General features: G+C 43.1%; 13 protein-coding genes and 1 riboswitch. Of the genes, 3 read left to right on the top strand and 10 right to left on the bottom strand.

Annotation, left to right across the window (positions count from 1 at the left end; all coding sequences use genetic code 11):
* Positions 1 to 16 precede the first annotated feature (16 nt).
* From thiD to AC1DRQ_RS05140, 9 genes are all read right to left on the bottom strand, one after another.
* Positions 17 to 859 carry a bifunctional hydroxymethylpyrimidine kinase/phosphomethylpyrimidine kinase gene (gene thiD, locus AC1DRQ_RS05180; RefSeq protein ID WP_477422635.1) on the bottom strand — a complete coding sequence of 281 codons (843 nt, stop codon included), beginning with the start codon at positions 857 to 859 and terminating at the stop codon, positions 17 to 19.
* 12 nt (positions 860 to 871) lie between these two features.
* Entirely contained in the window at positions 872 to 1,921 is a 1,050-nt protein-coding gene (gene moeB / locus AC1DRQ_RS05175; protein ID WP_477422634.1) for a molybdopterin-synthase adenylyltransferase MoeB, read from the bottom strand.
* A gap of 45 nt (positions 1,922 to 1,966) precedes the next feature.
* On the bottom strand, positions 1,967 to 3,082 hold the full coding sequence (gene thiH / locus AC1DRQ_RS05170; protein WP_477422632.1) for a 2-iminoacetate synthase ThiH: 1,116 nt from the start codon (positions 3,080 to 3,082) through the stop codon (positions 1,967 to 1,969).
* Positions 3,075 to 3,842: a HisA/HisF-related TIM barrel protein gene (locus AC1DRQ_RS05165; protein ID WP_477422630.1), complete on the bottom strand. Its 768-nt coding sequence runs from the start codon at positions 3,840 to 3,842 to the stop codon at positions 3,075 to 3,077. The genes thiH and AC1DRQ_RS05165 overlap by 8 nt, the downstream gene beginning before the upstream one ends.
* Before the next feature lie 13 nt (positions 3,843 to 3,855).
* On the bottom strand, positions 3,856 to 4,500 hold the full coding sequence (locus AC1DRQ_RS05160; RefSeq protein ID WP_429397090.1) for a thiamine phosphate synthase: 645 nt from the start codon (positions 4,498 to 4,500) through the stop codon (positions 3,856 to 3,858).
* Between the two features lie 12 nt (positions 4,501 to 4,512).
* Positions 4,513 to 5,112, bottom strand: coding sequence for a thiamine phosphate synthase (locus AC1DRQ_RS05155; RefSeq protein ID WP_477422628.1), 600 nt, complete (start codon positions 5,110 to 5,112; stop codon positions 4,513 to 4,515).
* Between the two features lie 211 nt (positions 5,113 to 5,323).
* On the bottom strand, positions 5,324 to 7,207 hold the full coding sequence (thiC, locus tag AC1DRQ_RS05150) for a phosphomethylpyrimidine synthase ThiC (RefSeq protein WP_429397086.1): 1,884 nt from the start codon (positions 7,205 to 7,207) through the stop codon (positions 5,324 to 5,326).
* A 17-nt stretch (positions 7,208 to 7,224) separates the two neighbouring features.
* Positions 7,225 to 7,428 carry a sulfur carrier protein ThiS gene (gene thiS, locus AC1DRQ_RS05145; RefSeq protein WP_429397084.1) on the bottom strand — a complete coding sequence of 68 codons (204 nt, stop codon included), beginning with the start codon at positions 7,426 to 7,428 and terminating at the stop codon, positions 7,225 to 7,227.
* 63 nt (positions 7,429 to 7,491) lie between these two features.
* Positions 7,492 to 7,585: riboswitch (TPP riboswitch) on the bottom strand.
* Positions 7,586 to 7,633: 48 nt separating this feature from the next.
* Entirely contained in the window at positions 7,634 to 8,710 is a 1,077-nt protein-coding gene (locus tag AC1DRQ_RS05140; protein WP_477422626.1) for a phosphotransferase enzyme family protein, read from the bottom strand.
* A 421-nt stretch (positions 8,711 to 9,131) separates the two neighbouring features.
* On the opposite strand from AC1DRQ_RS05140, the gene AC1DRQ_RS05135 reads away from it, so the two are divergent.
* The 3 genes from AC1DRQ_RS05135 to AC1DRQ_RS05125 all read left to right on the top strand — a co-directional run bounded on the left by AC1DRQ_RS05135 (position 9,132) and on the right by AC1DRQ_RS05125 (position 12,205).
* Positions 9,132 to 10,484 carry a Gfo/Idh/MocA family protein gene (locus tag AC1DRQ_RS05135; RefSeq protein WP_477422624.1) on the top strand — a complete coding sequence of 451 codons (1,353 nt, stop codon included), beginning with the start codon at positions 9,132 to 9,134 and terminating at the stop codon, positions 10,482 to 10,484.
* A gap of 85 nt (positions 10,485 to 10,569) precedes the next feature.
* Complete coding sequence (locus tag AC1DRQ_RS05130) at positions 10,570 to 11,109, top strand: Crp/Fnr family transcriptional regulator (RefSeq protein ID WP_477422622.1); 540 nt, start codon at positions 10,570 to 10,572, stop codon at positions 11,107 to 11,109.
* Positions 11,110 to 11,239: 130 nt separating this feature from the next.
* Entirely contained in the window at positions 11,240 to 12,205 is a 966-nt protein-coding gene (locus tag AC1DRQ_RS05125) for a quinone oxidoreductase family protein (protein ID WP_477422620.1), read from the top strand.
* Between the two features lie 343 nt (positions 12,206 to 12,548).
* Here the strand turns inward: AC1DRQ_RS05125 and AC1DRQ_RS05120 are convergent, their stop codons facing one another.
* A complete protein-coding gene (locus AC1DRQ_RS05120; protein WP_477422618.1) occupies positions 12,549 to 15,215 on the bottom strand; it encodes a glycoside hydrolase family 2 protein in 2,667 nt (888 codons plus the stop codon).
* Between the last annotated feature and the right edge of the window lie 9 nt (positions 15,216 to 15,224).

Genomic DNA, 15,224 nt, shown 5'->3' with positions numbered 1-15,224 from the left:
ACTAACCATATCGGAATTATCCGATATGGCCTGATTTATACTTAACCATTTTTTGCGGATCAAAAAAATGATTTAACGGGCCATGACCACTACCCGTTCTTACATCCTTACCATATTCAATAGCATGATGAACATAGCTTTTGGCTTTTTCTATTGAAGTCAGCATATCGTTCCCCAAAGCCATATAGGCAGCTGTTGCCGATGAAAGCGTGCAGCCGGTTCCATGTGTATTGTTACTATTGATAAAATCAGATTTGAGTTGATGTTTCAGCCCATTTTTATCACGGTACACATCATAAAGGTTAACTCCTTTTAAATGGCCGCCTTTTATTAAAACCGCATTACAACCCAGTTTCAAAAAACAAGYAGCGGCTACTTCCATATCCTCCACGGTACTGATATTCATATCGGTTATTAACATAGCCTCATCCAGGTTGGGCGTAACTAAGGCAGCCAAAGGGAAAAGCTCGGTTTTCAACGCAGCTATCGTGCTATTCTCCATCAGTTTATAGCCACTGCTTGATACCATTACTGGGTCAAAAATGACAGGCACTTCTGGATATATTTTAAAAATATTTGCGATAGTTATAGCCTGTTCGGTAGTATGTATCATCCCTATCTTGATCGCTACGGGTTTAATATCATTCATAACGGCCTGAATCTGTTGCCCTACAATTTCAGCAGGAATACTATGGATGCCCGACACGCCCACTGTGTTTTGCACCGTAACTGCCGTAATAGCCGAAGTTCCATAACATCCCAAAGCACTAAAGGTCTTCAGATCGGCCTGTATGCCCGCGCCGCCCCCACTATCTGATCCTGCTATGGTTAGTACTGCAGGATATTTATATATTTCCATGTTTTATCCCATTTAAAAAACGCCGTTCCTTACACTATACATTTCGCCTTTATAAACGGGTTTTAACAAATGAATAGCCATTTTACTACGCTGACCTGTTTGGCAGCAAAATACCAGCTTTTTATCTACCGGAAGATTGTTCACCTGTTCATTTAATTCATACAAAGGGATATTGATGCCCCCAATGTTATAATCCTCATATTCATATTCTTCGCGCACATCAACCAGGTAAACTTTATCCGGATTTTGCACCATCCATTCATTTAAAACCTTCATGCTTATTTCGTAATTGGCCGCCGGTTCATCCACTTTAATTGAAGCTATTTTTGACGCTACCCCTTTTTGCCGGATTACATTAAAAATATTGATGCTGTTATCAAGCGCGTTCAATCTCAAAAACCTACCCGAAAGCACCTCTCCTATCCCGCAAATGATCTTGATAACCTCATTAGCCATGTAAGTCCCGATCATGCCGGGGAGAACCCCTATTACACCTATTTCGGCACAGTTAGGCACTTCATCATCAGCCGGTGGCTCCGGGAAAACATCGCGATAGTTTGGACCGTTTTGATAATTGAATACCGATACATGACCCTCAAATTTAAATATAGAGCCAAACACCAGCGTTTTCCCTAAATCTACACAGGTATCATTTACTAAATACCGTGTAGTGAAATTATCAGAGCCGTCAATAATCAGGTCATAACTGCTGATTAGCCTTACCGCATTCTCAGCGGTTACTCTTTCCTCAAGAGCGTTTATAACTATGAATGGATTTAAAGCTTCCAGCTTTTGTTTGGCAACCACGGCTTTGGGGTTACCCACATCCATTGTATTATACAATACCTGCCGGTGCAGGTTACTGATATCAATTACATCATCGTCAACAATTCCTATGGTACCTACTCCGGCGGCTGCCAGGTATTGCAGAACAGGGCAGCCTAAGCCACCCGCACCGATCATGAGCACGTTAGCGGCTTTTAGCTTTTCCTGGCCATGTATGCCTAATTCTGGCAATATCATTTGCCGGTTATACCGTTTTAATTCGTCACGTTCCAACATGCTTAAAAATTTTGAACCCTCTCCTTTGGAGAGGGCAGGGTGAGGTTAAGTTGCTAAACAATTATCCCAGTCTTTCCACACTGGTTCATAACCTTGTGCGCGGATCACCCGGGCAATTTCCTGTGGACTCCGCTCGTCTGAGATCTCAAACTGTTCCAGCGATTCCGGTTCAACCGCATAGCCACCAGGGTTTGTTTTTGATCCCGCACTGATAGCCGTTATCCCTAATTTGATAATGTTGTTCCTGAAATTGGGCGATTCGCGGGTGGAAATGGAAAGCTCCACTTCCTCATTAAACAAGCGGTAGGCACAGATCAGTTGTACCAGTTCCCGGTCGTTCATTTCCACTTTAGGCTCCAGTCCGCCGCTAAAAGGGCGCAGACGCGGGAATGAAAGACTATATTTACTTTGCCAGTATTTTTTCTCGAGGTAATTTAAATGCATGGCTGTAAAGAAACAATCCGTACGCCAATCCTCCAAACCGATCAGCACACCCAATCCCATTTTATGGATCCCAGCCTGCCCAAGTCGGTCGGGTGTTTCCAACCGGTATTGAAAATTTGATTTTTTTCCTTTGGGGTGATGCTTTTTATAATCGTCCTCATGGTAGGTTTCCTGGTAAACCAATACGGTGTTCAATCCATAAGGAGTTAATTGCTCGTAATCTTCCAGATCAAGCGGCTGCACCTCCATAGAGATATGCGAAAAATGAGGGCGGATCAGGTCAAGCGTTTTTTTAAAGTAATCCACATGAACGGTTTGATTAGCCTCACCACTAACTAACAGTACATGATCATAACCCATATCCTTGATCACGGCCACCTCCTGCATGATTTCCATAGGCGACAGTGTTTTTCGCCTCACCTTATTATCATAGCTAAAGCCGCAGTAAGTACAGATGTTATTGCACTCGTTAGACAGGTAAAGTGGCACATACATCTGTATCACCTTACCAAAACGCTTAAGCGTTAATTGCTGACTGATACTGGCCATTTGCTCCAGGTAAGGCGCCGCCGCCGGCGATACCAATGCCTTAAAATCCTCCAAAGTTCGCTTTGAAGAGACTAATGCTTTTTCGACATCGACACTGGTTTTAGCATAAATACTGGCTTTGGTACCATCCCAGTTATAGGTTTCAAAAATATCGTTAAAGCTACTCATCTAAAAAGGCGGTTAAGGGACTACTGGCTACCGCGTGTGATGCTGGTAACGCTAATTTTGCTTCATAAGCCATGCGACCGGCTTCTACAGCCATCTTAAAGGCGGCGGCCATTTGTACCGGGTTTCCAGATACTGCAATAGCGGTGTTAACCAATACAGCATCAGCGCCAATTTCAAGCGCCCGGGCAGCATCAGATGGTGAGCCTATACCCGCGTCAACAATAACCGGCACATTGCTTTGGCTGATGATGATCTCTAAAAAATCAATTGTTTTTAAGCCTTTATTACTCCCGATGGGCGAACCTAAAGGCATTACGGCTGCCGTTCCCGCGTCTTCCAATCGCTTGCACAAAACCGGATCGGCATGGATATAGGGTAACACAACAAAGCCCATTTTGGCTAATTCTTCCGTAGCTTTTAAGGTCTCGATCGGATCGGGCATTAAATATTTTGGATCGGGATGGATCTCCAGTTTTATCCAGTTGGTTTCTAAAGCCTCCCGCGCCAGTTGGGCCGCGAAAATGGCTTCTTTAGCGTTCCTTACGCCCGATGTATTGGGCAATAAGTTGATATGCGGATATTTTAAACGGATCAGAATATCATCCCTGTCGTTGTTTTTTACATCAACACGCTTTAGGGCAACGGTTACCAGTTCGGATCCTGAGGCCAACAGGGCATCTTCCATTAAAGCGGATGAACCGAATTTACCAGTGCCTGTAAACAAGCGTGAATTAAAAATTTTGCCGGCTATTGTTAACATGGTTCTATTGATTTCACACTTCATTTAAAAGTGTAGTGTTTAAATATTCATACATTGCTTTAACCGTTTGGGCCGGAGTATCGGCATAAGTTATAGCTCCCGATACTGCTACGCCATATAGACCGGCTTGCATAATGGGGATAATATCCTCTGGTAAAATGCCGCCGATAGCAATTATAGGGATATTAATATTGGCCGCATGTACCTGGCTCATGATATTTTCATAACCATCTATTCCCAGGATAGGACTTAATTTTTGCTTGGTTTTAGTAAAGCGGAATGGCCCCAATCCAATATAATCAGCGCCTTCGGCAACCCTTTGCTGAATATGCTGAAAAGTATTAGCTGTACCACCAATGATCATTTTTGGCCCTACAATGTGCCTGGCCTTTGCAATCGGCATATCCTGCAAGCCCAAATGCAGTCCGTATGCTCCTGCTTGCAAGGCAATTTCGGGGTGGTCATTCACTATAAGTTTCGCTTTATATTCAAAGCATAAATCACTGATTTCAACCGCATAATCCAATATTACGTTGTGCGGTTGGTCTTTAATCCGTAACTGGATCCATTTGCAACCAGCATCAAGCGCCATTTTAATTGCAGACAGATGTGTGCCATTTTCTGGCTGTTGCGATATATAATGAAGTTTATCTATCATAATGATTTTCAATCAGGACGGTAGTCCCCGTTTTAAATTTTTAAAATTAGAAATAGCCAAATCCGGGTTATTCCATATAGTTCCTAATACAGCAGCTCCATCAAAGTTCATGGCTTTTATTTTACTCAAATTCGATAACTCTATACCACCTAAGGCAATTACATTCAGTTGTATACCTTGTTTATTTAAAGAAAAACTATCAGACCATTTAGCCTGATAACCAGGTTTGGAGATACTGTTAAATATCGGCCCCAAAAAAGCGCTATCAAACCGGGTTAATGTCTGCAACGCTGCTATTTCGTGTACCGATGTACTTAGTATGTATCCCTGATCATTTAGCAAATCCAGTTTTTCAGGGTCGGTATTTACCCGGTGTTGTTCAGTATAATGCAATCTTTTTATACCAAAATCCTGCGTCATAATATGATGCTGATGCAAGGCGATATAATGATGATACTGTTCATCAATCTCCCTTAACAATCCAGCTGCCTGCCCCTCATCGTAACCAGGCTTGCGCAAATGAAAACGGGTTAACCCGTTTTCAAATAGCTGGTTTATGAGCCGGGCTTCGTTTGCTATCGCGTCAGGATGTGATATAACTATCAGCTGCATAAAGTATTTAAGCGAAGCAAGTTCATTAACCAATCAATCATGATTAAAACGCTATGTCATTTCGAACCCTCGGGGTAAGCCAGAGCTTGGGGAGGGAGAGAAATCTTATACGCCCAGCGTTGTAAGTATAGCGTATAAGATTTCTCTTCGCCTCATCACACTGCCGCACCCTTGCTCATCGAAATGACATGCATTGTTTAAAAATTTTCACTTATAAATAAATCTCACTCCCTTTTTCTGTGAACTCTTTTGACTTCTGCTCCATCCCTTTTGTCAGCGCGTCTTCTTCATCAACACCATGTTCTTTGGCGTATTCCCTTACATCCTGCGTAATTTTCATCGAGCAAAAGTTAGGGCCGCACATGGAGCAGAAGTGAGCAATTTTTGCACCATCGGCGGGCAGGGTTTCGTCATGAAACTCACGGGCCGTATCCGGATCAAGCGACAGGTTAAACTGGTCATCCCATCTAAACTCAAAACGAGCTTTGCTTAAAGCATTATCCCTGTACTGTGCGCCGGGATGCCCCTTGGCCAGGTCTGCCGCATGAGCCGCTATTTTATAGGTAATTACACCATCTTTTACATCTTTCTTGTTAGGCAAACCCAAATGTTCTTTTGGTGTAACATAACACAGCATGGCCGTACCAAACCAGCCGATCATGGCCGCGCCTATGGCCGATGTGATGTGGTCATAACCCGGAGCAATATCTGTAGTAAGCGGACCTAAAGTATAAAAAGGCGCTTCACCACAATGAGCTAATTGTTTGTCCATATTTTCCTTGATCATATGCATAGGTATATGACCCGGACCTTCAATAATGGTTTGTACATCATGTTTCCAGGCAATTTTGGTAAGCTCGCCCAGGGTTTCCAGCTCGCCAAACTGGGCGGCATCGTTGGCATCGGCAATGCAACCCGGCCTTAAACCATCGCCTAAGGAGAATGCTACGTCATAAGCCTTCATGATCTCGCAGATCTCCTCAAAATGAGTATAAAGGAAGTTTTCTTTATGATGAGCCAAACACCATTTAGCCATGATAGAGCCACCACGCGAAACAATACCTGTAATACGTTTGGCAGTCAGGGGCACATATCGTAACAGCACACCAGCGTGGATAGTAAAGTAATCTACACCCTGTTCTGCCTGTTCAATTAAAGTATCCCTAAACAATTCCCAGGTAAGGTCTTCAGCTTTCCCGTTAACTTTTTCCAATGCCTGGTATATGGGCACGGTACCAATAGGAACGGGTGAGTTACGTATGATCCATTCACGGGTTTCGTGGATATTTTTGCCGGTGGAGAGATCCATAATAGTATCGGCTCCCCAGCGACAAGCCCATACCGCTTTTTCAACCTCCTCCTCGATACTGGATGTTACGGCCGAGTTACCAATGTTGGCATTGATCTTCACCAAAAAGTTACGCCCAATAATCATCGGCTCCGTTTCAGGGTGATTAATATTGCAGGGGATAACCGCCCTGCCTGCCGCTACTTCTGCCCTTACAAACTCTGGCGTGATATATCCTTTGGGCGTATTGGCACCAAAGCTATGGCCCTGATGCTGATGGCTCATCACCTCATATTGCCCGTTCAGTTGTTCCTTTAACAGATCAATACGCTGGTTTTCGCGGATGGCGATGTATTCCATTTCGGGTGTGATGATGCCTTTTTTGGCGTAATGCATTTGCGATACATTACTACCTGACTTTGCGCGTAACGGACTGGATACGTGTGCAAAACGCAGATCATTTAAACTTACGTCATTCAAACGTTGTTGTCCGTATTGAGATGATATTTGTGCCAGCCGCTCTACATCCCCTCTGTCCGTGATCCATTTTTCGCGCAAAGCTGGCAATCCCTTTTTAACGTCAATGCTGGCTTCAATATCTGTGTACGGACCGCTGGTATCATATACCGTTACGGGTGCATTGGGCTCTGTTTCGCCAAAGCGGCCGTGCAGTTTGGTATCGCTCAAACTGATCTCGCGCATGGCTACGCTGATGTCATGGAGCACACCTTTAACATAAACTTTTTTCGACGCCGGAAATGGATCGGTAGTAAGAACCTTGCCTGTTGGGATTTTTTCTGTTTTCATATAAGTGTGGTAAATGGTTATCCGCCTTGTGTTGCTGTGATAATAATGATGTGATCACCGTGATTCAGCGGTTCCGTTTCCCAGTTGGATTTGGAAACGATGGTTTGATTAACGGCAATAGCCAGGCCCTTTGAAGTTTGATTAAGGACATCAGATAGCAAAGTTTGCACGGTGCATCTGTCAGGAACGGTATAAAGCTGTTGATTTACGGTGATTTCCATTCAATTATTTTTAATAAATAACTATAGGAATGGCCCCGTTTAAGGAAGGAAAAAACAACAAGCAAAGTTGTTTTCACTTTTCCCTTCGGCAGTACTAACTGCATCAGGTTCAAAGGGTATTATCTCAGTCCATCAAAGGACACCCCTAAAGTTGCTGTAAACCTAAGTAAAAGTTTTTTAAACTAACAAGCCTTTTTGGTTTTTATTAATTCACCACATTAAGATGTTTAAAACTGAAGTATTGAATAAACTTTTTAAACCGTTTTTCTGACTTTATAAATTGACCAAGTAAGGTTAATTGATTTTGAGCCCTGATTAAATTTTGCTGCGCGTAAATGGTATGATAATAAACATCGCCATTTAAAAAATCGGTCAGGAACCTGATGGCCTGCATATAGATCATATATTTCCCGGCAAAAGTAAAATAGACTTTCTCCGTGGCCGTCAACGCCGTACCCATCGCCGAAAGATACCCTTTGTAAATGGCGTAAAAACACTCTTCGTTGATCTGGATCCTGGAAAAATCACGCTCCTCCTCATTTGCCGGCGAAAGATAGGTACGCAGCATATCGCCCACATCGCTCATAAAATAACCCGGCATAACCGTGTCCAGGTCAATTACGCACAACCCATTATGATCCTTATCAAACAATACATTGCTGATTTTGGTATCATGATGGATAACACGCAGCGGCAGCTTGTTATGATCAGTTAACTGCTGGTATATAAAAAGTATTTCCTGGTGTTTGTAAATATCCTTGATCAGGTTAGCTGCAATTATAAGTCTGTTGGAGCTCGCGGTAATACAGGCTTTTTCAAATTGCTCAAACCGCAGCTTCAGGTCATGGAACTGCGGTAAAGTATAGTGTAATTTTTCAAGATCAAAATTTCGCAGTAAATAAGTGAACTGCCCAAACTGGTGCGCTGCTTCAAAAGCTTCTTTCTGATCCTGGATCTCGGTGATGGTTACGGAGTTTTCAACAAATGGAAAAAGCCTGTAATATTCGCCATCATCTGTTTTAATCAAGTATTTACCTGATAAGGAGCGGACAGGCGCTACAAAAAGATAATCAGGCTCGGTTTGTTTTAAATAGGTTTCCAGCAAGGCTACGTTTTCGGCAATAGCTTCTGGATCTTTAAAAACGCCTGCATTAATATGCTGTAGAATATAGTTTTCAGGACCACATACCTTCCAGGTATGATTAATTAACCCTGAACCAAATTCCGCAATTTTATAGTCACTTACATGAAGTCCATATAGCTCAAGGATCTGATCAAACATAGTAAAAGTCAAATAGTTATACCAAACGTACTTAATTAGTCAATAAAAATCCTGCGCAAACGTTTGTGCATTTTTTGTCTGGTCTTTAGCCGATCTGTTTTCCCCGCTTTCTGTCAATTGTGATCCCCGGAATAATCCGGTGACATAAATTTTGATCGTAACTATTATTACCTCTTCCATTTAAAGACTATAACAAACCTTACAATAACTACGTGAAAAGAAGCGATTTGTATCTAAAAAATCAATATTGACACGATATCAATTGTAACATCTTACTTTAATTAATAATATCAAACGTTTGCGTGGTAATTTTATTAATTAAAGCATTTGTTTTATCAATACGATCAATAACTTCACTGTTGAAAAGCATCAGTAAACAGGCAAATCACATCTAAACAATTCACATCAAACACTTATATAAATGGACAGAAGAACATTCGTAAAAAACAGCGCAATTGCAGCCGCCGGCTTTACCATACTACCAACAGGCAGTTTATTTGCAAATGCAAGCGGCAAAGCCCGACTTGGTTATATTGGCGTGGGCGCCAGGGGCATGAGTCACATATCAGAAGGTTGCCTGCGCGACGATGTTGAAATTGTAGCTATATGTGATACCCAGGAGCATTCATTAAGCATTTGCCGTGAGTATATAGCTAAAAAGGGAAGACCAGCTGCTAAAGAATATACAGGTGGTTTAGATGCTTACAAAAAACTACTGGAACGAAATGATATTGATGCCGTGATCATTGCAACACCATGGCAGTTTCATTACCCTCAGGCAATGGATGCCATGAAAGCCGGAAAATATGTGGGATGCGAAGTAATAGCAGGTTTAACGGTTGATGAACACTGGGATATTGTTAAAACATCTGAAAAAACCGGCATACCTTATATGACATTGGAAAATGTATGCTATCGTCGCGATGTGATGGCTGCCTTAAATATGGTTAGGCAAGGCTTATTTGGCGAGCTGATACATCTGGAAGGCGGTTATCAGCATAACCTGCGCGATGTTCTTTTTAATGATGGAAAAGGGCGTTATGGTGGCAAAGGTGTGGAGTTTGGACCAAAGGCTTTGAGCGAGGCGCAATGGAGAACCCAGTTTAATATTGACCGCGACGGCGACCTTTACCCTACCCACGGTGCCGGCCCGGTAATGAACTATATCGATATCAATCATGGTAACCGGTTTACCAGCCTGGTTTCATTTAGTTCAAAGGCACGTGGCCTTGGCGCGTATGTGAATGAGCTTGCTCCCGGCAATTCTAATGCTAAGATCAACTACAAAAATGGCGATGTAACTACCACAATGATCAATTGTGCCAATGGCGAAACCGTTTTGTTATCGCATGACACGCATTTGCCGCGCCCCTATTCGCTTGGGTTCAGGGTACAGGGTACTAAGGGGATCTGGATGGATGTAAACCAATCTGTTTATATTGACCATCAGGCTAAAGAAGATGACAGCTGGGAACCGGCAAAAGAATGGTTTGCCAAATATGATCACCCGCTGTGGAAAAAACACGATGCAGAGGCTGCCGGCGCCGGTCACGGTGGGATGGACTGGTTTGTATTTAATGCCTTTATTGAGGCCGTTAAACAAAAAAAACAAACCCCAATTGATGTTTATGATTCAGTGACCATGAGTGTTATCGCGCCATTATCAACACAATCACTTAAGGAGGGTAATAAAACATTGGACTTCCCTGACTTTACAAAAGGTAAGTGGGAAAACCGTAAAAGCACCTTTGCTTTGGACGATAGCGGATTTTAGTATTGCAGTACAGGAACAATTTGACTTGCCGCTATAAATTCATTTAATTTGAGCAGTGTTTGATCAACTGAAAAAAATATCACCAATGCTTCAGGGCCAATGGGAAAAGTATGAAAGCTATTACCATCGCCTTGAAGTTCCTGCAAAAACTATTCTTTTAAACGAAGGCGACGTTTCAAAAAAAGCTTACTTTATTGAAAAAGGTTGTTTGAGGGCTTGGTTCAATAATAAAGGGAAGGATGTAACCTTTCAGTTCTTTTTTGAAAATGACAGTGTATCATCTATTGAAAGTTTCAGGAGAGGCAAGCCGAGTTTATGTACCATTGAATCCATAGAACCATGCATACTTCACTGGATCCATAAAAAAGACTTTGATAATATCATGAAAGAATTAAACGCAATCCCCGAAATTTGTGAGCAGCTATCAGATATATTTCTTGACCGGCAAATCAATTACATGAGCCATTTTTTGTCGTTCATCAGGGATACTCCGAAGGAACGTTACCTGAATTTATTGAAAGAAAAACCCCACATAATAAGACGAGTACCGCAACACTATATTGCCTCTTATTTAGGCATCACCTCGGTGTCCTTAAGCCGGATCCGTAACGCGGCAAATAAATGATTATTGAATTATTGAATTATAAAAATCAATAATTCAGTAATTCAATAAATAGTCTCCTGTTTCATTTATTAACAATTGTTATCGTGGCCTTGCCCGCAGMCACCGAACTTTGTTAAAAATTAAAAAAAAAATGAAAGCAGCAGTATTATACAAAGCAGGAGAAACTCCTCAATATGAAAATTTTACAGAACCAGTTCCTCAGGAAAATGAGCTGTTAATTCAAGTAAAAGCCGCCAGTATCAAAAACCTGGATAAGGGAAGGGCCAAAGGTGTTCATTATGATCAACACGAAAAATTCCCGGTGGTAGTTGGGGTTGATGGAGTTGGAGTATTAGCCGATGGGGTACGCGTTTATGCAGGGTCGCGCGCAGGTATGATGGCCGAAAAAGCCGTTATTAATAAAAACTGGTATGTTCCTGTGCCCAGCGGGATAGATGATGTAACCGCGGCAGCCATACCCAATCCCGCTATTTCGGCATGGCTATCATTGGTATATAAAGGAAAATTAAAAAGGGGCGATACCGTATTGATATCAGGCGCAACCGGCATCACCGGAAAACTGGCTGTTCAAATAGCACGCCACCTGGGTGCAGGCAGAATTATAGCTACAGGCCGTAATGAGGCTATCTTAAACACGCTTGACGCCGATCTGACCATCTCACTCAGCCAACCCCACGAAGCCATTAAACAGGCGCTTAAAGCCGAGGCATTTCAACATCCATTTGATATAGTGATTGATTATTTATGGGGCAAACCTGCCGAACTGGTTCTGGAAACGTTAACAGGCCACGACATCAATTTAACAGCCGATCATATAACCCGTTTTGTACAGGTTGGTTCAATGGCGGGCCCTGATATTAACCTGCCTGCAGCAACACTTCGCAGCGCACCTATTGAGCTTGTGGGTTCAGGCGGCGGAAGCATATCAAAAGAGATGATGGCTAAAATTCAAACAGAAATATTGCCTGAAGTATTTAAACTGGCCAGTGAAGGCAAACTCACCATAGATACTTTAGCCATCCCCTTAAAGGATGTTACCGAAGCCTGGGAACGCGAGGACACACAGGGTAAAAGAGTGGTTATTACAATGGAGTAACTAAGTGGCTGGAGTTATTCAGTTGCATGGCTCACAGTCGACTCACCCCGCCTGCGCTTCGCGTGGCACCCCTCTCTGCTGTGCAAAGAGGGGATACAAAACTCACCTGTCTACTCTAAGCGCCATTGCGATTGCGAAGCAAGGAGCCTCACCCAACCCTCTCCAAAGGAGAGGGCTTTAAAATGCTTTTAAAGTCTCCCCTTTTGGGGAGATTTAGAGGGGGCTTCGCAATGGCAATGGCGCTATTTTTAATTCCCTCTTTCCGCCGCAGGCGAAGAGAGGGTGATCGAGCATAGCGATGATCGGGTGAGTCTAATCGTCAACTTTGTTTAATGACATTGCTTTATTTGTCGGGTAACCCTTCCTCAAATCCCCCCTGCTGCTCGCTGCTGCTCTTTGCAGTATCCAGGTTCCAGGCCGAGGTAAGAAAATACGGGGTGGCATTCACCGCATCTTTATTGCTATAAGTGCAGGTTAACACCCTTTTTTCGCCGGGAGCCAATGATATATAGTTATCACTGAATATTACAGGCAGTATATCATCACCATCCTTGCCTTTTAAGGCACGCAGGTGTACAAAAAACGCTACCGATTTGCCCGTATTGGTTATGGTAACCATATGCGTGGTGCTATCGCCACTGGTAGTTTCTTGATTATGGCTAAGTTTAAGCGCTGTTTTGGGTATCTGTTGCAGGGCCGAATAATCTGCATAAACAGATTCAGGCGTGGTATACCAGTTTGATTTTTTCCAGTTCAGTACCTCAGCCCTTTGCGATAACCAATACCAGTTAATACTTTGCAGATCGCCCTTGTTATCAGAAAGCTGCAACCTTACAAAATATGTTGACGACAAGCCAGCAATTGGTGGCAGGGTAAGGAACATTTTAGAGGCATCAGCATCAATAGCAGCAGGTACGGTTTTAGTATATTTTACAGTGCCATCAATGTTGTATACCGTTGCCTTTATTTGCAGCCCTGTGAACTTTTTAAGATACGAATTGATGACACCTACCTCGTTCGATTTATAGGAGTACATGACATGTAGCGGCTCCATTGATTTTTTCATACCGAAGTAAGTGCCAGCCGGATATAGGTAATAATCATAGGTATGCCAAATGATGCCCGGCCATGGGTTACTCAGCATCCATTGCACTACGCCGGTGGCTGTATTGTATTTTTTTAAGCCATAGGCTTCCATCATAGCCCGGTGCGCCTCGTAGTTTTGGGCCTGTGCTTTGGCTACATAGTTTTTAATAGAGGTCGATTCACCATAACGCTCTGTTAATGCTTTATCAAAAACTTTTGTTGTGCCGAATGAGCCGGTACCGCAATGGTACAACCACGCAGGCGAAGTAGTGGACAGCGAATCTTTTGGAATAAATTTGATCAGGCTTTCATACGGTGGTATGGATGGCCCGGGCGATATTTCTGTAGCAAAACTCCAGGCGCCGCCAAATTTGTGTGTACTGTCCGTTTCCCAATAAATGGGTGGCACCCATTCATAAGGACCAAGCATTTTAACCCCGCTGTAGCCCGATACTTTTGATTTACGGCCGTCGGCTGTAGCGATAACCGGATTGGGCCATTTCAAAGCTTTTTCAATTTTCAGGTAATCGCGCTCAACTGAGGTATCGGTTGGTGGCATATCGCTCCCGTTGAGCCATACCATTAAACTGGCCTTATTACGCAGCCAGTACATCACGCTGCTGTCTGATGTCATAGCCACATTGCGTTCGGCTGCATCCCAGTGTTCGGGATGTTGCCATACGCCGCAGCACATCCAACCGGTCATGACCAGCATACCATACTGATCGCACAGGTCATAAAAATTATCATCTTCCATTTTACCTTCTGAGCGGATGATGTTCATATTCATATCACGTACCAGTTTAACTTCCTGCTCCTGTCTTTCGGCCGACCGGCGCTGAAAAATATCAGGCGACCATGCCGCTCCCCGAAGCAAAATGGGTTTACCATTTACTATAAACTCTCTTGACTCATTATCAAGCAGCCTGGAATCCATCTGGCGGATACCAAAATTTTCAGATAGCGTATTACTCACCTTGTCGCCCACCACTGCCGAAAGTTCAATACGGTTCAATTCGGGTTTGCCGTATTGCCATGGCCACCAAACCCGCGGGTTCTGTATGTTCAGTTGTTTAAAATTTTCGGGGGTAAACGTTATATTTTTTGATTCTTTAGGGAGTAAATGCACCTTTTGTTCAAAGGCGATATTGCTATTGATGTGGCCTTTTATAACGGCATCCTGCGCGGCGTTGGTATAGTTGGTTACCTGCGCGTCGACAGTTAAGTGGGCTATACTTAACGATGGCAGATCAAACCTGGTGGTAACCAATGGGTACTGCACTCCTACTTTATCATAGGTTTTTATTTCAACATTATTCACTATCCCGCCATTATAATCAGGCGGATAAGGTATCCAGTCGGCATAGTCAATAGCCAGATCACCTTTTGCTTTGTTGGGGGTAAATGGCCTCAGTATCTCCAGCGCAAGCACATTGTTACCGGTATAATTGACATGGCCGGTCACATCCAACTGAATGATCCGGAAAGGCCCTTTTACCTTTGTCGAATCGGCAATTTTAACCCCATTGAGCCATACGTTTGCCTTGTAATTGATGCCATGCAAGCGAAGGATTACGTTTTTCCCATTCTCCGATGTTGGCAAAGTAAACTCCCGCCTAAACCACCAGGGTTTATCCAGCCGGGCATCTTTTAGCTTTTGCAGGTTACGGCCCATAAAAGGATCAAAATCATACACTTTATTAGCCAGCAAACCCGCTATAAGCGTTGTTGGCACACTTACCTTATACCAGCTTTGTGTATCAAAATTCTCTTTGGATATTTTATCGGCAGGACTTACATCTGTTACCGCCGACTGCATTTTCCAATCATCTTTTAGAATCAATTGAAAATTTTCCTGCCTGGTCTGGCCAAATGCCTGGTAAAAGCACAAAGGCAGAATCATGATTAATATGAGTTTTTTCATGATATGAAA

This window comes from Mucilaginibacter sp. P4_E8 (assembly GCF_056401495.1).
This window is presented reverse-complemented; position numbering and strand designations above follow the sequence as displayed.